Annotated in this window: 20 protein-coding genes and 1 pseudogene; 8 read left to right on the top strand and 13 right to left on the bottom strand. The window is 42.9% G+C overall.

The annotated features are described in order from the left end of the window. Nucleotides 1-123: 123 nt before the first annotated feature. The 8 genes from ACGTIC_RS08600 (at nt 124) to ACGTIC_RS08565 (ending at nt 6,209) form a co-directional block, all read left to right on the top strand. Nucleotides 124-834 (top strand): hypothetical protein, encoded by a 711-nt coding sequence (locus ACGTIC_RS08600; RefSeq protein ID WP_113855933.1) that lies wholly within the window; start codon nt 124-126, stop codon nt 832-834. 13 nt (nt 835-847) lie between these two features. Beyond that, nucleotides 848-2,332: a phage baseplate protein gene (locus ACGTIC_RS08595; RefSeq protein ID WP_113855934.1), complete on the top strand. Its 1,485-nt coding sequence runs from the start codon at nt 848-850 to the stop codon at nt 2,330-2,332. A 407-nt stretch (nt 2,333-2,739) separates the two neighbouring features. Continuing rightward, a complete protein-coding gene (locus ACGTIC_RS08590) occupies nt 2,740-3,084 on the top strand; it encodes a hypothetical protein (RefSeq protein WP_113855935.1) in 345 nt (114 codons plus the stop codon). 11 nt (nt 3,085-3,095) lie between these two features. Then, nucleotides 3,096-3,425, top strand: coding sequence for a hypothetical protein (locus ACGTIC_RS08585; protein WP_113856548.1), 330 nt, complete (start codon nt 3,096-3,098; stop codon nt 3,423-3,425). Next, entirely contained in the window at nt 3,422-4,021 is a 600-nt protein-coding gene (locus ACGTIC_RS08580) for a GH25 family lysozyme (protein ID WP_113855936.1), read from the top strand. The genes ACGTIC_RS08585 and ACGTIC_RS08580 overlap by 4 nt, the downstream gene beginning before the upstream one ends. A gap of 12 nt (nt 4,022-4,033) precedes the next feature. After that, entirely contained in the window at nt 4,034-4,630 is a 597-nt protein-coding gene (locus ACGTIC_RS08575; RefSeq protein WP_113855937.1) for a hypothetical protein, read from the top strand. A 151-nt stretch (nt 4,631-4,781) separates the two neighbouring features. Beyond that, the gene (locus tag ACGTIC_RS08570) at nt 4,782-5,063 is read left to right on the top strand and encodes a hypothetical protein (protein ID WP_113855938.1); all 282 of its coding nucleotides are present in this window, start codon (nt 4,782-4,784) and stop codon (nt 5,061-5,063) included. 633 nt (nt 5,064-5,696) lie between these two features. Continuing rightward, a complete protein-coding gene (locus ACGTIC_RS08565; RefSeq protein ID WP_059075847.1) occupies nt 5,697-6,209 on the top strand; it encodes a ferritin in 513 nt (170 codons plus the stop codon). Nucleotides 6,210-6,291: 82 nt separating this feature from the next. On the opposite strand, the gene ACGTIC_RS08560 is transcribed toward ACGTIC_RS08565, so the two are convergent. The 13 genes and pseudogenes from ACGTIC_RS08560 to ACGTIC_RS08500 all read right to left on the bottom strand — a co-directional run. Then, nucleotides 6,292-7,065 (bottom strand): inositol monophosphatase family protein, encoded by a 774-nt coding sequence (locus ACGTIC_RS08560; RefSeq protein WP_113855939.1) that lies wholly within the window; start codon nt 7,063-7,065, stop codon nt 6,292-6,294. Beyond that, a complete protein-coding gene (locus ACGTIC_RS08555; RefSeq protein ID WP_113855940.1) occupies nt 7,047-7,373 on the bottom strand; it encodes a DUF1653 domain-containing protein in 327 nt (108 codons plus the stop codon). Before ACGTIC_RS08555 ends, ACGTIC_RS08560 begins: the two co-directional genes overlap by 19 nt. 46 nt (nt 7,374-7,419) lie before the next feature. Further along, nucleotides 7,420-7,950 (bottom strand): nitroreductase, encoded by a 531-nt coding sequence (locus ACGTIC_RS08550; protein ID WP_113855941.1) that lies wholly within the window; start codon nt 7,948-7,950, stop codon nt 7,420-7,422. A 20-nt stretch (nt 7,951-7,970) separates the two neighbouring features. Beyond that, nucleotides 7,971-8,819 (bottom strand): formate/nitrite transporter family protein, encoded by an 849-nt coding sequence (locus ACGTIC_RS08545; protein ID WP_072235717.1) that lies wholly within the window; start codon nt 8,817-8,819, stop codon nt 7,971-7,973. Nucleotides 8,820-8,897: 78 nt separating this feature from the next. Beyond that, on the bottom strand, nt 8,898-9,431 hold the full coding sequence (locus tag ACGTIC_RS08540; protein ID WP_075582357.1) for a TIGR00730 family Rossman fold protein: 534 nt from the start codon (nt 9,429-9,431) through the stop codon (nt 8,898-8,900). A gap of 13 nt (nt 9,432-9,444) precedes the next feature. After that, nucleotides 9,445-10,002, bottom strand: a complete 558-nt coding sequence (locus ACGTIC_RS08535; protein ID WP_113855942.1) for a hypothetical protein — start codon at nt 10,000-10,002, stop codon at nt 9,445-9,447. Nucleotides 10,003-10,344: 342 nt separating this feature from the next. Next, the gene (locus ACGTIC_RS08530) at nt 10,345-11,304 is read right to left on the bottom strand and encodes an Rpn family recombination-promoting nuclease/putative transposase (RefSeq protein WP_113855943.1); all 960 of its coding nucleotides are present in this window, start codon (nt 11,302-11,304) and stop codon (nt 10,345-10,347) included. Nucleotides 11,305-11,540: 236 nt separating this feature from the next. Further along, nucleotides 11,541-12,404, bottom strand: coding sequence for a UTP--glucose-1-phosphate uridylyltransferase (locus tag ACGTIC_RS08525; protein WP_113855944.1), 864 nt, complete (start codon nt 12,402-12,404; stop codon nt 11,541-11,543). A gap of 16 nt (nt 12,405-12,420) precedes the next feature. Next, the gene (gene glf, locus ACGTIC_RS08520; RefSeq protein WP_113855945.1) at nt 12,421-13,521 is read right to left on the bottom strand and encodes a UDP-galactopyranose mutase; all 1,101 of its coding nucleotides are present in this window, start codon (nt 13,519-13,521) and stop codon (nt 12,421-12,423) included. A gap of 123 nt (nt 13,522-13,644) precedes the next feature. Beyond that, the gene (locus ACGTIC_RS08515) at nt 13,645-14,028 is read right to left on the bottom strand and encodes a GtrA family protein (RefSeq protein WP_113855946.1); all 384 of its coding nucleotides are present in this window, start codon (nt 14,026-14,028) and stop codon (nt 13,645-13,647) included. Then, nucleotides 14,015-14,959, bottom strand: coding sequence for a glycosyltransferase family 2 protein (locus ACGTIC_RS08510; RefSeq protein WP_113855947.1), 945 nt, complete (start codon nt 14,957-14,959; stop codon nt 14,015-14,017). Before ACGTIC_RS08510 ends, ACGTIC_RS08515 begins: the two co-directional genes overlap by 14 nt. Further along, on the bottom strand, nt 14,952-16,634 hold the full coding sequence (locus ACGTIC_RS08505) for a DUF6020 family protein (RefSeq protein ID WP_162816253.1): 1,683 nt from the start codon (nt 16,632-16,634) through the stop codon (nt 14,952-14,954). Before ACGTIC_RS08505 ends, ACGTIC_RS08510 begins: the two co-directional genes overlap by 8 nt. Nucleotides 16,635-16,799: 165 nt before the next feature. After that, nucleotides 16,800-17,078, bottom strand: a pseudogene (locus tag ACGTIC_RS08500) (NAD(P)-binding protein); the annotation flags it as partial. Between the last annotated feature and the right edge of the window lie 58 nt (nt 17,079-17,136).

Genomic DNA, 17,136 nt, shown 5'->3' with positions numbered 1-17,136 from the left:
ATTTCAATTAATGGAAATACAATTTCTTGGACTTATAGCACACAAAGCATCTATGGCGACCGCGCTAAAAACTTAGATGTATTCGGTTTTAATATCCGGTATGGTACGTTTTAGGAGGAACTTATGTCTAATTATATAGAAGTAAAAAACGATAAATCTGTTATTATTAATGATTCGTATCAAAACGTTTCATTTGATTATAGCGTAGCCGTTAGAGGTACCAATGAAGTGAATTGGTCTAAGGGATATCGTTTTAGTGATATCTCTCACGGAAGCTATCTATGGTATAGCGCTTCAAATACGATTATCCTATATTTTCATGTCCCTACAGATAAAATCATTGGTATCTACTGCCCATCACCTAACTTCGGTATTAGAACAATGAGATTATATAATGGTGAATGGCTCCAAGTGTATGTAAAAAATCGTGCCGGTGGCAGTGCTAGGGATATTTTAAATGTTGATTTAATACTATACTACTTTTCATATAAATCCAGTAATCAGCGAAATGGGTTGCAAGTAATGAATGCCAGCGGACAATGCATCTTTAATAGCAATCTAAAGTATTTACGCGTAATCGATTATATTTTGCAACGAAATGATTCAGACCCGAATGACCTTGGAACTAAAAGTTATAATTGTAATATTGCAGTAATGATTGGTTGTTTGCAGGAGAGAGTAGGTGCAAAACATGCAAAAGACCAATATGTGTACTTTCCAAATCATAAATCATTTGGCGTATACGTATATGATGATTATGTCAGTTCAGACGGTACATCAAAAGAAGTATATGGCTGTACCAGTATTGTTGTGATAAATACAGATAATTATTAAAGAGGTGAATGTAATGAAACGACAGGCATTCCAGCCCGGCGAAATCCGGGACGAAAACGATAATATAATCCGCGAGGGTACGTATGGAAAAAAATCGGCGTTTGCCACGGCTGACAACAAGGGTATCCTGGATTACATGATTAATAACTTTGACGCGCTGAAAGACGCCATCGACGGCGGACGTGTATACGTAGCCAGCGCATCAGATTTACCGAAAACTGGCGATACAGCTGCCGTGTATATCGTAGAAGACAGCGGTAAATGGTATTACTGGGATTCCAAAACAGCGGCATATATAACGATGGATAACGCAAGAACAATAGCTAACGAAGCTATTGCCGCACGTGACGCAGCTAAAGCCAGTCAGACAGCGGCAAAAACGTCGGAAACGAACGCGAAAACCTCTGAAACAAATGCAGGTAACAGCCAGTCCGCTGCAGCCAGCTCTGCCAGTGCAGCAAAAACATCGGAAACCAACGCAAAGAGTAGCCAGACCGCAGCCGCATCGTCAGCGTCGGCGTCCGCGTCCAGTGCATCAGCAGCTAAAACAAGTCAAACCGCCGCGGCGACAAGCGAAACAAATGCGAAAACAGCTCTGGTGTCCTGTCAAAACATCCAGACTCAGGTCAACAACGGCCTACAGTCTTTGACGAGTGCGGTCAAATATCGTGGGTCCGTCGCATCATTTTCCGCCCTGCCTACCTCCGGGCAGAGTGTCGGTGATATGTATAACATCAAAGCGGCAGGCGGTACCGATGCGAACGGGACAGCTGTCCGCGCCGGGGATAACGTTGTCTGGAATGGCTCCGGCTGGGATGATCAGGCGGGGACAGTGGACCTGTCGAACTACTACACAAAGAACGAAATTAATGGGGCTGTTATATCTACTACCGTATCAAACGACACTATCACCTTTATCCACAAAGACGCCTCAAAGACGACAGCAACAGTTAATAACGTCGGCCACGCAACGAAAGCCTCTCAAGACGATAAGGGGCAAACCATCGACGTAGCAGCGTTAAAGACGCTCATCACGAAGACCGTCGATGACGCTGTGTTGCAATGCAAAAAAGATTTATACCCCGTCGGCTCTGTATTCGTCAGTATGACCGACAGCCGCAATCCGTCAGCTATCCTCGGATTCGGTACATGGGAAGCCCTGCCAGCAGGCTACGGGCTAGTAGCACAAGGCACGGCCACGGCAGAGGACGGAAGTACGCTCACATTTACAGCTGGACAGAAGTCTGGCGAATTCAAGCACCAACTCTCTGTCTGGGAACTGGCTAGTCACCAGCATGAGATAATTACACATACTTCTGGCGGCCAATCTACTACCGACCATAAGTGGACTGCTTCGATTGCTAACGTGGCAGATAATACTGTTGTAGACATATCTAGTGGCTTGGTAACCGCCGGAACATCTATATCTGGTAACAGTGAGTATCACAACAACGTATCTCCCGTCATGGCAGCCTATCTATGGAAGCGCACTGCGTAGCTGTCGGAGAAATGCCTAGCCATAATCACGAGACCAATGAAGACGCCCCAGGGCTTTTTGAAGGCTGGGGGTCCAAATCACAAGACGGCTGGGTTACAGCGGCAAGGCAAAACAATAATGGTGGGACATACCGAACGGCGTACGCAGGTGGTAATCAGTATCACAATAACGTCGCCCCATGTATAGCAGCTTATGTTTGGCAACGTACCGCCTAGCTGTCGGGGAGATGCCTAAAGGAAAGTGAGGGCCGCATCATGAGTCTCAAAATAGCCAAGTGGCCGCTGCTTGCCGGCTATTGTCTTTTTAACGACAAACGGGCGCCTCCTGTGACCCTGTAATTTATAAATAGTACCAAATCCATTAGGTAATCTCATTATAATCACACTCCGTTTTTATCTGAGTGTACTATGAAAGGACGGCGAAAAGAATTGCTGGACCAAATCATTGTAGCTGTCATCAGCTACGTCATTCCGGCCGCCAGCATCACGATGCTCGGCTGGATCATCAAGGCTTTCCGTAAGGATAGGACTCGTCAGCAGGCACTGGAAGAAGGGCTCAAATGTCTTCTCCGCGACCGCATCATAGCGGCACACCGTTATCACGTCATCGATGGCCACGAAGTGTCGCACGAAGAGTACAACGCCATGACTGATATGATTGCAAGTTATACGGCGCTAAAAGGCGCCAACGGTTACATCGAGCGCATCGCGAAAGAGTATACCGAGGCGCCGGTTGCCGATGCGCTGCACTGATGGGGGGAGCCATGAAAGAAAAAATCATCCGGCTTGGCCGTTGGGGCCAACAGAACTGGTTGCCGCTCATCATCATCCTCAGCTGCATCATGATGCTTTTCTTGGTCGCTGTCATGGTGAGCTGGCTGGTCGGGTATTGGGCCAACGCGCTGTGCGGCATGCACTTCGAGCTCTCCAGTTGCTGGAGCGGCATCAGCGTCGTTGTAACGGGACTAGCCGGGGTCGTCGCCCTGGCCGGTGCCTGCTGGACGAAATATCACACAGACTCTAAATTCAATACGCCGGCGGGACTTCCGCCGGTCGTATCCCGTATCGTAGACAAGGGAGGTAATGCGAAATGATGGAAGGTATCGATGTAAGCTATTGTCAAGCGGGTTTTGATTTTCAGGCCGCGGCGGATGCCGGAAAAGAATTCTGCATCGTTCGTATCGGACGAACGCGTAGTGACGGCCAGCAGGAGCTGGACGACTACTTCGTGGACAACATCAATGGCGCGAAAGCAGCCGGGATGAAACTCGGTATCTATTTCTATTCGCTGGCGACGACGGAAACCGAAGCCGCTCAGGAAGCGAACTGGCTCTTAGACACGATGCATGAGTACCTTGACGGCGTATCGCTCGAAGCCGGAATCTGGCTCGACGTCGAAGCACCGTGCCAGCTCGCTCTGAGCCCTGCGCAGTTGACTGCAACCGTCATGAGCTGGGTCAACACCATGAATGCTGCGGGCGTCTATGTCGGTATCTACTCATATTACTCGATGTTCAACGACAACTTCGAGCTCGGCAGCATCCCGGGGTACGTACCGCTGTGGGTCGCGAACACGGCGTCGGTCAACTACCTTAAAGTCGAGAACCCGGAACTCAACATCCCGGTCTGGCAGTACTCCGATGCAGGTAACATCGCCGGCATCAACGTCGACCTGGACGTATGGTATTAAGGTGGCGGTACGATGAGCCGAAAAGAGGTCGTCCTCCAATTTTTCCATGATAACTGGAAATTTTGGCTTTCTGTGTGCCTGGTTGTCGCGCTTTTCGCTATCGCTGTGACAGTTTATATGCGCAAAGAAGAAAAACGCGTCACAGAGCCGCTGACTGTGAAATATGAGGATTCAACCAATTCCGAGAAAATGAAGAAGGCCTTGGACGTCGATTCGGGCGCGTCTCGGGAAATCACGAGGGAAATCGAGCGAATTCACGATGGCGATGTGCGGCCGGTCGTTACATATACCGTTGAAGCGCCGACCATAGAAGCCGCAGCCATGGAAACGGCAAAGAATATCGAACAGAGAGATACCCGTCTGCCGAAACAGGCCGTTGAAAAAACAGACCGCACCGTCATTACACCAGACCCAAATAAGCAGACAGTCGATGTTTACAAGATTAATCTGCGGAACAACCATAAAATAAAAGTTGGTGTTCTTCAGGTCGATGGTAAAACATACGGTGGTGCAGGGTATCAGGCAGGACGATGGGAAGGAATGGTTTATACGAGAGACGGCAGGCAGATAGACGCCGGCAGTATTATGTATACAATTAAACAGTGGTAATAATAAACCCCTGGCTACGAGTGCGTGGCCGGGGGATATTTTTATACTTAAATTGTTGTTTTTTGTCCTATTACTAGTAGAGGCAGGAAATGTTTTATAGAATCATCAGATTTTACTACCTGTCGCGGCTATTTAGTAGGAGGATGATAATATGAATAAAAAGGTACAAGGATTATTAGACAATGCACGTTATTTCAGGGACAAAGGGGCTATGTATATTTACAAGGCAGAAATAAGTGATACCCATTCTTTACAGTTTGACCGTTATTTGCAACGGGCCGCTTCTGCACTCGACGCGTCTACTACTTATTACAAAACGGCGTATCATGTAGCTACTGATATATATGGAGAAAACGAAGCCATTGAAATACTTCTAGATGATATTGGCAATAATAGTAAATTGCTTAATTACCTGACAAATATCACAGAATAATAAAAAACGAGCATCGAGCGCATGCGTTGACAAAAATCCCGACACGCTGATAAATTCCAGTGTGACGGGATTTTTCTTTTCCGCTATTTTTTCCGCTATAGCCCATGTTTTTATGTATAATTGTTTATATTTGTTTGTATTTATATAATATGGTAATTCCTTATTAAATAGCATAATACTGCATGTTAATGGTAATTGTTTATAAGAGTATATGATTGTATATTTCATTACTTCCGATAACGTTAATTTATCGGAAGTAATGAAATGAGTGATTTCCGGGAGTATCTTTAAGGTCTCGTAAACCGCTTATTTATGCCAACTATCAGGTATTACTGTACATTGGTAATGCTCTTCAACGTTTGTCGAATCTCTTAAATTAGTATCTCATAGTGGGAAGGTTTGTGGGAAGGCTGATAAATACCGCTGTAAATTTATTATGCGGTATTTTAACAATGGTATGCTAATCGATATCATACAAAGAATGGCCAATTGCAAAAATGCAGCTGGCCATTCTGTTTTTTATTCTTGTTCTTAAAATCAAACATAATACGCTTACCATTTGTACTACGTACGTGATATAATACCTGTATACAGCAAGTTATTGTGATGCCCACGAAGGAGGGTGTATTTACTATGTTAGCAAAAAAAGTAGCTAAATTGATTAATGACCAGGTTACCTTAGAATTTTATTCTGCTTACCTCTATCTGGATTTTGCAAATTATTATATTGATGAAGGACTCGATGGCTTTGCTCATTGGTTCGAAATCCAGGCCCAGGAAGAACGGGATCATGCTATGCTCATGCGTACGTATCTGCAAAATAATGATGTCCGCGTCGTTTTTGGCACGATAGACAAACCGGATCAGGAATACAAGGATTTGAAAGCTCCTCTTAAGGCTGCGCTGGAACATGAACAGTTTATCACCGGCTGCATTAATAAGATTTATGGAGCTGCCTCTGATGAAAAGGATTACCGTACCATGGAATGCTTCAACTGGTTCGTCAAAGAACAAGGCGAAGAAGAAAAGAATGTCGGCGATCTGCTTAAGAAATTTAAACTCTTTGGCAATGACCCGAAGGGACTCTATGCATTGAATCAGGAACTGCTGACCCGGGTTTATGCGGCTCCGACACTAGTCCTCTAATCCAACTTTGAATTTCTTATATGATATATGACAAATCTCCCTGGCCGGGCGTACTCGTCGTCGCTAGCCAGGGAGATTTTTTTTACCAATATTGATGTATAATACGGGCCGTTTCATCATGGACCAGACCATTGGTAGCAATGATATGTTCATTGTGTAATACGTCAGGAACCTGTCCATCATATGTCGTGACTCTGCCGCCCGCTTCTTCGACAAGCAAAATACCGGCGGCCATATCCCACGGCTTCAGGTTGCGTTCGAAATAGATGTCCGTTCGCCCGGCTGCTACATAGGCCAGATCGAGGCAGGCGCTGCCCGTGCGGCGGATATCCAGACATTGGGAATACATGGCCTGGAATAAAGGGAAATTCTTTTCTGTATATTGCCGGTCATACGGAGACGTTCCAATGGCAACTAGACAGTGAGATAATGCTCCATTTCCAGTCACATAGATGGGTTTGCCATTTAAAAAGGCGCCGCCACCACGGGTTGCATGAAACAGTTCATCTGTAAACGGGTTATACACGACAGCCGCCTGTAAAGTGCCTTGTGCATAATAGGCCAGCGATACGGCACTCATATCGAAATGGCGGATAAAATTCTGGGTGCCGTCAATGGGATCAAGAATCCAGTATCGGCCATCGGGATCCATAACCTGACTATTGTCCTGCTCTTCTGACAAAAGTGTGACGTCCCTGTCTATTTCCTGCAGTTGAGTGCGCATATATTCCTGTACGGCAACATCCATCTGGGTGACGAAATTAGCCCTCCCTTTGGCCGTAATTTCTAAGTCTTTTTCTTCCGTCAGCATATCGTGGGTACTGCGAACGAGCTCTATTATTTCTCTTTCAAACATGAATCGCTGGCCCCCTTTTTTCTAGTGTGTTGAACATTTGTTTGGCGAGCAAATTCCGGCTTCCAGGAACACATGTTCGGAAGTTTTTCAAAGCGCCATGTCTGTTGGCAGTCGGGATATTTCTGGTGATCCACCTCACTCATAAACATGGCCAGAGGCCGCAGATAATGGCCATACGAGCCATAAAGCGCCTGATACACTACATAGGATTCGCCGGTCTTAGCATCCTCTGCCAACGTGATGATACGGTACTGTTTTTCTTTGAAATGGATCCAGATCTCTCCGGCTGATGGCAGTGCTCTATTCATGATGACCTCCTTATCCGCGTATTGATTGCGTATCGATATGAAAATACTACTTCAGATAATAAACTCTGTCTGCTTTTCTCGGTGCGGCTTTGGGGAGCGCTCCTGCCGGATAGCCTATGATGCAATGTCCAATGCCTTCCCATTCATCAGAAGACAGGCCAACCTGGTCCAATATCTTCTTTCCCAGAGGCGTATCCATTTCCTCTTTGGCCCGGTGAATCCAACAGCTGCCAAGACCTAGGGAATAAGCGGCAAGCATCATGTTTCCCATGACCAGGCTGCCATCGTATTTTTCTTTTCCTTCTCCCGTTTTGCCTAATACGAGAATGACGACAGGAGCGCCATAAAATGGGTCATTGCCAGCAGGCCAGCCGCCAATCTGATTGTTGAGTTCTGACAAATCGTGACGGAGTTCATCGTTCGTAATCACAATAATTTTCGTATTCTGCCGCCCCATACTGCTGGCCGCATAGAGGCCGGCTTCGACGATTTCATGGATCAGCTCTTCAGGTACCGGTTTATCTTCATACGTACGGATGCTGCGCCGTTCTAACATGGCTTTTATGATTTCATTCATATCAATCACCCTTTCTTTTTTTACCTTTTTCCGTCACTTTTGACCTGTGTCGCAACGAGGAGCGTAAAGACGCCCGTACCGCCGATGATATTTCCCAGGCCCGTTGGCAGGAGAAAACGGAAGAAATAATCAAACATCGTGGAACCACCCATGAGTACATCATAGGCCGCTTCGCACGACCCGACGACGACATGGGCGAAGTTTCCGATAGAAATGAAATAAGTAAACATAAAAATGATAAAAAAGGCAAAGCTCCGCGACATGGGCATCATCCAGACGATAGCTGCAATCAGCATGCCTGCCGGAATCCCCCGCATGATGTTATCTACCGGACCGGGGGCCATGATATGGTGGGACACGTTATACAGGCACTGGGTAATTTCCGGTGTCGTGAAAATCGGGCTGGACATGAAAAGAGCCGCGATCGCGGTGCCGACAATATTGGAAAGGAAAACAATCCCCCAGAGCCGCAGGAGCAGGCGGAGATTCTTCCAGCAAGGATCACGGAAAACGGGGATGACCGTAGTAATCGTGTTCTCCGTAAAAAGCTGGAGCCGGCCTAAAATAACGATGAGGAAACCCGTCGTATATCCGACACCGGTGATGGCTTCTGCCCAGGAAGCACTCCCAATATAGACATTGATAATGGAGCGGAAATAGAAAGAAAAAGAAATCATCAATCCCGCAGCCAGTGCCGATAAGACGAGGGGCCAGGCCTTGCGTTCCAGTTCCAATTCGCCGTCATGACGGATAATTTCAAAAATCAGATTCGGTGATAATTTTTCATATTCTTCCACAATGACGCGGGTCTTCTGCTCTTCTGACTGAGGGCAGGAAAAATCGCAATCGCAGGGATATTTCGTTGTCATACATCCTCCTGATAGATACTAAAATATTACTAATAACTGGGTTATTGTACCACATACAGCTTCATTTTGGAATAGAAATTATCCGGCTAAGAAAGCTTCTAATTGTTCAAACGACGAAAGAAAGGCGACTTGTCCGGCCCAATGATTATCAACAAACCCTTCCTCTGCCATATGCCGTATGAGTGATTTCATCGGCTGGTAATAGCCATTGAAATCGAGGAATGCAAAACGGCCCTGCAATAATCCCAATTTAATCTGACTCATGACTTCACTGATTTCTTCCAGAGTCCCTATTCCTCCAGGGAATGCCAGGAACACATCGCCCAGTTCCATCATCTTTTCTTTGCGCGATGCCATATCGTTTGTCACAATGAGCTGGGTCAATCCTTCATGCTGCAATTCGTCGTCCATAAAAAACTGCGGTTCCACGCCAATGACGCGCCCGCCGTGCTCCAGAGCTCCATCGGCCAGCTTTCCCATGAGTCCGGTCCGGCTTCCCCCATAAATGAGCGTATGACCGTGACAGGCAATCCATGCTCCCAGTTCATAGGCATATGAACGATAGACTGCACTGTGTCCCGTCCTTGCTCCCAAATACACCGTAATATTCATGATATTCCCCCGGTTAATCGTCTTTAAGTGATGCATCAATGAAATGCAGATTTACTTCCTGTGTCCCTGCTCCGTATACGGTCGTAACCCACGCTCGCAGAAAACCTGGCACATCGCCTTCTCTGTCATCCCTGGCAGGGTATCCTGGTACCCCTTCCTGCCCCAGCGCAAACTGTACCAGAGACTGTACGAGGTCCTTTCGCGTCAATACGCAGGCATAAGAAGGCAACCCGGAAGGCACATCACCGTTTGTATCATACATACAGTGGATAGTGCCTTCCAGAGCCTTGCTGCCATCAAGTTGATCCCATTGCTCCTGATAATACCGTGCCATGGCAAAGCGCCGATTAACAGCCTTTTTATATGCTTCATACCGGGCACTGATTTTAGAAATCCGGTCCCGGTCCGCCGCCGACTGCATGCACATGCGGAACAGATTCCGTTTCTCTTCCTCCGTTACGACCAGAGGATGAACAGCAAACCGTGGGAAATCTCCCAACTCCTCCTTATCAACCTGTACCAATTGCTGCCAATGCTGCAGAATCGTTTTCTTTTCATCACGCGTACTCATGGACATCCCTCCCATTTATACAATCTGGAAATCTCTCTGTTTAATACTTTATTATATATTATAGCAAAAATCAGTTTGTCATTACAGACATTGCGAACCATCATAAAGAACTCAAAAACCATTGGAATATCCAGGAAGGTTAGTGTCAAGAAGTTTCCGGTTATTTTACATCAGCCTGATGCAATAGGCACAGTATAGTTGAATATTCAACTATACTGTAGAAAGTGTGATGTAGAAGCATATGGGGCTTCTATATTTGATACTCGTATCAGTTCCTGTCGATACGTTGATTATGTAATATCAAGGCCCCAGGGATTATTCCTGAGGCCTTTTTCAGAAGCATTATTTCAAATGATATTCTTGTAGTAATTTTTCCTGATATTCATTGTCCTGCAAAACGCGGTTGATATCTTCTGTCCTGCCTTCCTGCAACAGTTTTTGAAGCAACGCACTGAGTGCCTGCCTCCCTGTTTTCTCACCGCGTTCCTGGCCAATTCTTTCGCCGCGTTCCTGGCCAATTCTTTCGCCACGTTCCTGGCCAATTCTTTCACCGCGTTCCTGACCTGCCTTTTCCCGGCTGTAAAGGGCCGAAGCAATATCGCGCATGGTACGTTCATGCTCCCAATAGGCCGATTTCAGCTCATTATTGGTGGCAAATTGTTTTTCATAATCCATCGCTTCCCGGATAGCCGTATCACTCATTGCAAGCGCCCTCCTTTCCTGGTCCGTAAAATTAGGTGAGAAATATGCAATCCATCGTTCAGACCGTTTCAGCTTTTTAATGTCGCTGATATGGATTTTCTTGAGTTCGATGAAATGCATTTCCAAATGGTTCGTCAATATATCATGGGTATCATCATTTGTGATATGATACGTGTTTACATACGTATCATACTGTGGAAATCGGTTGAAATCTAACAGATTGATGGTGATGACCGGACGAAGGTCTCCATATAAATCCCCCTTTTCCAGCTCACGACTGTATATACGTCCCCAGTAGTACAAGGACCGATTGACCATGTATTCATCCATGAGCACCTGTACTTCTACATGCACCCGCGTCCCGTCATCCATTTTCACCAGAACATCAAGAAATGATAATTTTCCATCAATCCGTGGAGGAACGATTTCCTTATCTGAAAATGTAATGGACGTAAAAGCATTGCTGCCTTCCCGGTTCAAGATGGCATTGATGAAATTCAACGTCAGTGTTTTCCGCTCTTCAGAGCCTAACAAGGCCTTAAAGAATACATCGTTAAGGCGGTTTAAATGAGTAATATCAGGAATATCCTGCATTGGCATCGCAATCACCTCTTAATTCATTCTATCATTGGCGTGATAGAACGTCAATCATGATTCAAGACCCGGTTACTGTCAAAAAGTTTTCGTTTGTTTCCCATCAGTCTGCTGCGATAGATGCAATATGGTTGAATGTTCAACTATGCTATCTGAAAACTGGCCCCTGCCAGTCAGAATCATGGGAATCTGGTGACAGGGGTTTTGGTTTATACTTGATATATGGTTGGAATGTTATGTGCCTATAGCTCTTTTAGGTATTCACGGAAAGATGGGCCCAGGTCTTGTCGTCTTAGGGCATATTCTACCGTTGCTTTTAGGTAGTCCAGTTTGTTGGCTGTGTCGTATCGTTTGCCTTGTATTGGGCAGGCGTATATTGTTTGTCGGTCCAGCATGAGGCGCAGGGCATCGTGCAAGTGGATTTCTCCATCGTCCCTGGGTTCTACCCGGTTCAGGATTTCAAAGATATCCGGGGTGAAAACGTATCTTCCCAGGCAATTATAGTTTTGGCTACCTTTGGGTGCTTTGTGCAGCTCTTGTATATTGTGAACGCGTATGAGTCCACTATCGGCACATTGGCTTCCTTTCAGGGCATCTACGGGCATCATTTGTTCTTCCGTCATTGGCTGACAGCCCATAATCGTTGTTCCTGTCTTTTCGTAGGCCTGCAATAGTTGCTGAAGTGCAGGATTCTGATTATTATACATCATATCATCGCCGAGAAGGACGGCAAAGGGATCATTGTCAATGAATGATTTAGCACAAAGAATGGCATCTCCCAAACCGCGGATATGTTTCTGATGGATATAATGAACGTTGATTGCCGAAATGTCTTGTACCAGCTTCAACATCTGGGCTTTTCCTTTTTGATACAGGTCATACTCTAATTCTACGTTGGTGTCGAAATGGTCTTCAATAGCCCGTTTTCCATGGCCGGTAATAATCAAAATTTCTTCGATGCCGCTTTGCAACGCTTCTTCTACAATGTATTGAATGACGGGTTTATCTACGATAGGAATCATTTCTTTGGGAATAGATTTGGTGGCCGGTAGAAAACGGGTACCAAATCCAGCTGCCGGGATGACGGCCTTGCGTATCGGTTTCATCATTATATCTCCTACTCTATTCTGCCATTACTTTCTTTACCATATCCAATGCACTGGCAATGACATCATCCATATCGTAATACTTATATTCAGCCAGACGACCGCCAAAGATGACATTTTTTTCTTCTGCTGCCAGAGCGGCATATTGACAGTATAATTTCTGGTTCCGTTCATTATTTACCGGATAGTATGCTTCTTTTCCGGGCTGCCAGTCAGCCGGATATTCCTTGGTTACATACGTGACAGGCTGTGCGCCAAATTCAAAATGCTTGTGTTCGATGCTGCGCGTGTACGGCGTTTTCCGATCGGTGTAATTCATGACGGCTACGCCTTGGTGATTCACTTCTTCCAGCCGTTCTGTTTCAAAGCGGAGTCCCCGATATTCCAGTCGCCCCAATTTATAATCAAAGTATTCATCAATAGGTCCCGTATATACTACTGTTTTTGCCAAACCTTCATATTCCTGACGGACCTGATTATAATCGACGCCAGTACGCACTTCGATACCTTTGAGAAGCGCGTCAATCAATACATTATAACCGCCGATAGGAATGCCCTGATAACGGTCATTGAAATAATTATTGTCAAACGTATAGCGTACAGGCAGACGCTTGATGATGAAAGCAGGAAGTTCTGTACAGCTACGGCCCCACTGTTTTTCCGTGTAGCCTTTGATCAGTTTCGTGTAGATATCCGTACCAATAAGGGAAATAGCTTGTTCTTCCAGATTCTTCGGTTCCGTAATCCCTGCTTCCTGTCGCTGCTGGGCAATCTTTGCGGCAGCTTCTGCCGGCGTTACGACACCCCACATTTTGGCAAAGGTATTCATATTAAAGGGAAGATTGTACAATTCTCCCTTATAATTCGCTACAGGCGAATTGACATAATTATTGAATTCCACGAACTGGTTCACATAATCCCAGACTTCTTTAATCGATGTGTGGAAAATATGGGCACCATATTTATGAATATGGATACCTTCCTTTTCTTCACAATACACATTTCCGCCCACATGGTCACGACGTTCCAGAACCAAACAAGACTTGCCAGCCTTCGTCATTTTATGAGCGAATACTGAACCAAACAATCCACTACCAATAATAAGATAATCGTACATCACACTAATAGCCCCCTTAAAACTATAACCAATTTAAAGAACTTATCCTCGGACCTTTTTATATTTCATTATGTCTCTTTGCTTGAACTATAATTACAATATATACCTCTTTTCAAAGGAAATCTAACCTCGTACAGCACGCCTCTTCATAACATAATTCCAAATCGTCACAATTACTGTAGCAAAAATCTTTGCTAGCATATAGTACATGCCTACTAATTCCACAAACAACCACATACAAAGTTGATTTAGACCCAACCCAGCGATACTGGACCCGATAAATAATATTGCTTGTTTTTTTGTTTGATTTTTGGCACCTTCAAATACATAGTTAACACAAAGCCAGTAATTAAATATAACAGATACTGTAAAAGATACTGCAGATGAATATAGGTAATATATTTCAAGAAATTCAGTACATATATATAATAAACCATAATCTACTAAAAAAGAAGCTCCCCCCACGATACAGAACCGAGTGATTTCCCATAATCTATCTTTGCTCATGCCTTAACATCATCCTGATAATGTTCATTTGTATTTCAAAGTTTTTACGACTATTAGTTGCATTCGTATCTAATATTAAGCCGCATACAACTGATAATAAGGAAATTGTCATAAAAAAAGCACTGACAATAAGTGTAGGGAATCGGGGAACCAATCCTGAATATAAATATTCGATAAAGATAGGAATAAATAAGATCAACGAAAAGAGGCACAATAAAACAGCTAATATGCCGAAAAAACTCATAGGTTTATAGTCTCTGTACAAGTTAAAGATTGTGAGTAGTACTTTTAGCCCATCAGTATATGTATTAAGTTTGCTTTCACTTCCTTCTGGTCTGTCTCTATATTGTACGGGTAAGCTACGGATCATTAAATTTTTATCTAATGCATGGATTGTCATTTCCGTCTCAATTTCAAATCCTTGAGACAGAATAGGAAATGTTTTAACAAACATTGGGCTAAATGCACGGTATCCTGTCATAACGTCTTTTATCTCTTCTTTAGGATGCCAAAGGAAGTTGATAGATTTACGGACCAGGTCATTTCCAAAGTTATGAAAAGGCCGTTTATTTTCTTCAAAGTAAGTAGAGGACAGACGGTCACCAATTACCATATCGGCCTTACCATCAAGAATTAATTGGCACATTTCGCTTGCATTCTCTGCCGGATATGTGTCGTCTCCATCTATCATAAGGTAACAATCGGCATCAATATCACGGAACATGGTTCGAATGACATTTCCCTTCCCTTGACGATACTCATGTCGAACAATTGCTCCTGCTTCTATGGCTATCTCAGCAGTATCATCCGTAGAATTATTATCATAAACGTAAATGTCAGCATCTGGCAATACAGCTTTATAATCTGTTACTACTTTTGCAATGGTTTGTGATTCATTATAGCATGGTATTAATACAGCTACTTTATTCATAGTATTCCCTTTCTAATTTTTCAGATTCATTTTTATAGACAAATAAACACCACGAAATAATTAAGGGAAACGTGTATACGAGCGGATATAAATACCGTCTTCCTTCGAAGTGAATAGAAACAGGCGCTAACCAACATCCCAAAACGATAGATACAATCATAGGAATTGCTGGAAGCCAATATTGGATATCTTTCTTTTTATGTTTTCGAATAACAGTGCCTAGCATAAACGCGGGAACTATTGAAGCATAAAAACCATAACACAAAAAGATTGTAAAAAACGGTATATTGAACAAGTTATCAAATAAATTCTGATAGATAGTTGCCGTCATCTCAGAAAAATTATTTCTTTCAGGAACCCATGCCGGAATCATGTCAGGATTTAACTGATTATGCCAGGCCATATCCATCAATGGTTTATATTCATAAAAAGAAAACCATCCTGATACCATTGCGTTATATGCATTTATATATACATTAGGATGTCTGATTCCTTGAGATATCCAGGTTTCTAAATATATAAAGTAATCTTTTTTAGTTCCTTTTTGACTATAGCCTTTTACAGGGTCGGCAGAAATTGGTTCATATCGGTACGGTAAATTATTAAAATCTAATACTTTATCAATAGCTGCCCTTTCTTTAGGTGTTATATCATTTGGGTAATATTTTACATACCTAGCGGTTTGTTGAAAAGGTATTGAAAACATTTCTTGAAGTCCACCAGAGGATATGCCTAGTGCATGGCGTATCCCTGGTAAAATAACTCCAATTGCACATAAGGTAATTAATAAACATATAACTATTCTCTTTTTATTAATAATTTTAGCTACTAATAAAGCAAGCATTGATATAGCAATAACATATATTCCTACTTTTTTAGTTAAGATACAAAAAAGTACTATTAGAATAAATTTAATAAAAAATCGCTTCTCTCTTAAAATAAGTCCTTTAGTCCTAATAATTTCCATAAAACATAAAAAAAATAGAACATACCCCCATGAAAACAACGCATCTTTTGATACAGTTTGTACGCTCGCTGCATATATAGGAAAGATACAATACACTATTAATATACTAATAGAAAATTCATTTCCGATTTTCAACTTATGATATACATATAGTATTGAATAAGCAAAAACAAAACTAGTTATAATCGCTTGTATAATTACATAGCTAAAAATAGCAATATGCCATGTTCCAGTTATTTTTGTCAAAGGAATAATAAAGCTTCCTATAAGAAAAGTATCAAAAAAAGGATGATGATCACTCAACACGTTTCTATGCAATGTACCATCATTTGTAAACTCTATAAATTGTTGCAATTGTCCCCATGTATCATTTATTAAAGTACCTGGATAGAGTACTATTAATATGGGTAACCAACAAATAAAGATCACCAATGTTATTTTTAATAATGCCCATTTAGAGTAAAAAAGATAATTGCATATATGTACAAGTTTAGAACGATTATTATCCAATTTGTTTTTTAAGGACATACTGTAATATAAGAATATCGCTCTTCTAATAATTGCACTACATCCCAATAAAAACAAAAACAGGAAGAGTACTGACCCAAAATATACACTATCAAATTGACAACTGCCATTTTTTATATAATATGGGGATGCAATAAAAGCCAATGATAAAAATAAACAAAGTAATACATCAATCTTCATTATACACTTATTCATTTTATTCCTTCCACTCTGCTAACAATTTTTTAAATGTGCTTCATTCCAAAACGAAAATTATAAAATCCAAATAGATTAATTTAAAATCAAATTTTTCAAAGATAGGTCTTTAATTCATATCTGTATAGACTGCAAGATATATGTTTACAGCAGATTATACAACTCGCCTTTATAATTTGTGACCGGCGAATTGACATAATCATTGAATTCGACGAACTGGTTCACATAATCCCAGACTTCTTTATTCAAGGGGTGGAAAATATGGGCACCATATTTATGAATATGGATACCTTCCTTTTCTTAACAATACACATTTCCGCCTACATGACCACGCCGTTCCAGAACTAAACAGGACTTACCAGCCTTCGCCATTTCATGAGCGAATACTGAGCTAAACAGACCATTACCAACAATAAGATAATCGTACATGTAAAATACCTCCTGTGAAATGCCATAAACATTTTAATTATACCATATCACAACTTGT

It is taken from the genome of Megasphaera hexanoica (genome assembly GCF_043520715.1).
In the GTDB taxonomy this organism is placed as follows: Bacteria; Bacillota; Negativicutes; order Veillonellales; family Megasphaeraceae; genus Megasphaera; species Megasphaera hexanoica.
The sequence above is the reverse complement of the archived record's forward strand: the minus strand, read 5'-3'. Positions and strand labels throughout refer to the sequence as shown.

Excerpts from the sequence above, each read along its gene's own strand:
- ACGTIC_RS08600 (WP_113855933.1), top strand. The coding sequence starts at position 124 with ATGTCTAATTATATAGAAGTAAAAAACGATAAATCTGTTATTATTAAT.
- ACGTIC_RS08595 (WP_113855934.1), top strand. The coding sequence starts at position 848 with ATGAAACGACAGGCATTCCAGCCCGGCGAAATCCGGGACGAAAACGAT.
- ACGTIC_RS08590 (WP_113855935.1), top strand. The coding sequence starts at position 2,740 with ATGAAAGGACGGCGAAAAGAATTGCTGGACCAAATCATTGTAGCTGTC.
- ACGTIC_RS08585 (WP_113856548.1), top strand. The coding sequence starts at position 3,096 with ATGAAAGAAAAAATCATCCGGCTTGGCCGTTGGGGCCAACAGAACTGG.
- ACGTIC_RS08580 (WP_113855936.1), top strand. The coding sequence starts at position 3,422 with ATGATGGAAGGTATCGATGTAAGCTATTGTCAAGCGGGTTTTGATTTT.
- ACGTIC_RS08575 (WP_113855937.1), top strand. The coding sequence starts at position 4,034 with ATGAGCCGAAAAGAGGTCGTCCTCCAATTTTTCCATGATAACTGGAAA.
- ACGTIC_RS08570 (WP_113855938.1), top strand. The coding sequence starts at position 4,782 with ATGAATAAAAAGGTACAAGGATTATTAGACAATGCACGTTATTTCAGG.
- ACGTIC_RS08565 (WP_059075847.1), top strand. The coding sequence starts at position 5,697 with ATGTTAGCAAAAAAAGTAGCTAAATTGATTAATGACCAGGTTACCTTA.
- ACGTIC_RS08560 (WP_113855939.1), bottom strand. The coding sequence starts at position 7,065 with ATGTTTGAAAGAGAAATAATAGAGCTCGTTCGCAGTACCCACGATATG.
- ACGTIC_RS08555 (WP_113855940.1), bottom strand. The coding sequence starts at position 7,373 with ATGAATAGAGCACTGCCATCAGCCGGAGAGATCTGGATCCATTTCAAA.
- ACGTIC_RS08550 (WP_113855941.1), bottom strand. The coding sequence starts at position 7,950 with ATGAATGAAATCATAAAAGCCATGTTAGAACGGCGCAGCATCCGTACG.
- ACGTIC_RS08545 (WP_072235717.1), bottom strand. The coding sequence starts at position 8,819 with ATGACAACGAAATATCCCTGCGATTGCGATTTTTCCTGCCCTCAGTCA.
- ACGTIC_RS08540 (WP_075582357.1), bottom strand. The coding sequence starts at position 9,431 with ATGAATATTACGGTGTATTTGGGAGCAAGGACGGGACACAGTGCAGTC.
- ACGTIC_RS08535 (WP_113855942.1), bottom strand. The coding sequence starts at position 10,002 with ATGAGTACGCGTGATGAAAAGAAAACGATTCTGCAGCATTGGCAGCAA.
- ACGTIC_RS08530 (WP_113855943.1), bottom strand. The coding sequence starts at position 11,304 with ATGCCAATGCAGGATATTCCTGATATTACTCATTTAAACCGCCTTAAC.
- ACGTIC_RS08525 (WP_113855944.1), bottom strand. The coding sequence starts at position 12,404 with ATGAAACCGATACGCAAGGCCGTCATCCCGGCAGCTGGATTTGGTACC.
- glf (WP_113855945.1), bottom strand. The coding sequence starts at position 13,521 with ATGTACGATTATCTTATTATTGGTAGTGGATTGTTTGGTTCAGTATTC.
- ACGTIC_RS08515 (WP_113855946.1), bottom strand. The coding sequence starts at position 14,028 with ATGAGCAAAGATAGATTATGGGAAATCACTCGGTTCTGTATCGTGGGG.
- ACGTIC_RS08510 (WP_113855947.1), bottom strand. The coding sequence starts at position 14,959 with ATGAATAAAGTAGCTGTATTAATACCATGCTATAATGAATCACAAACC.
- ACGTIC_RS08505 (WP_162816253.1), bottom strand. The coding sequence starts at position 16,634 with ATGAAGATTGATGTATTACTTTGTTTATTTTTATCATTGGCTTTTATT.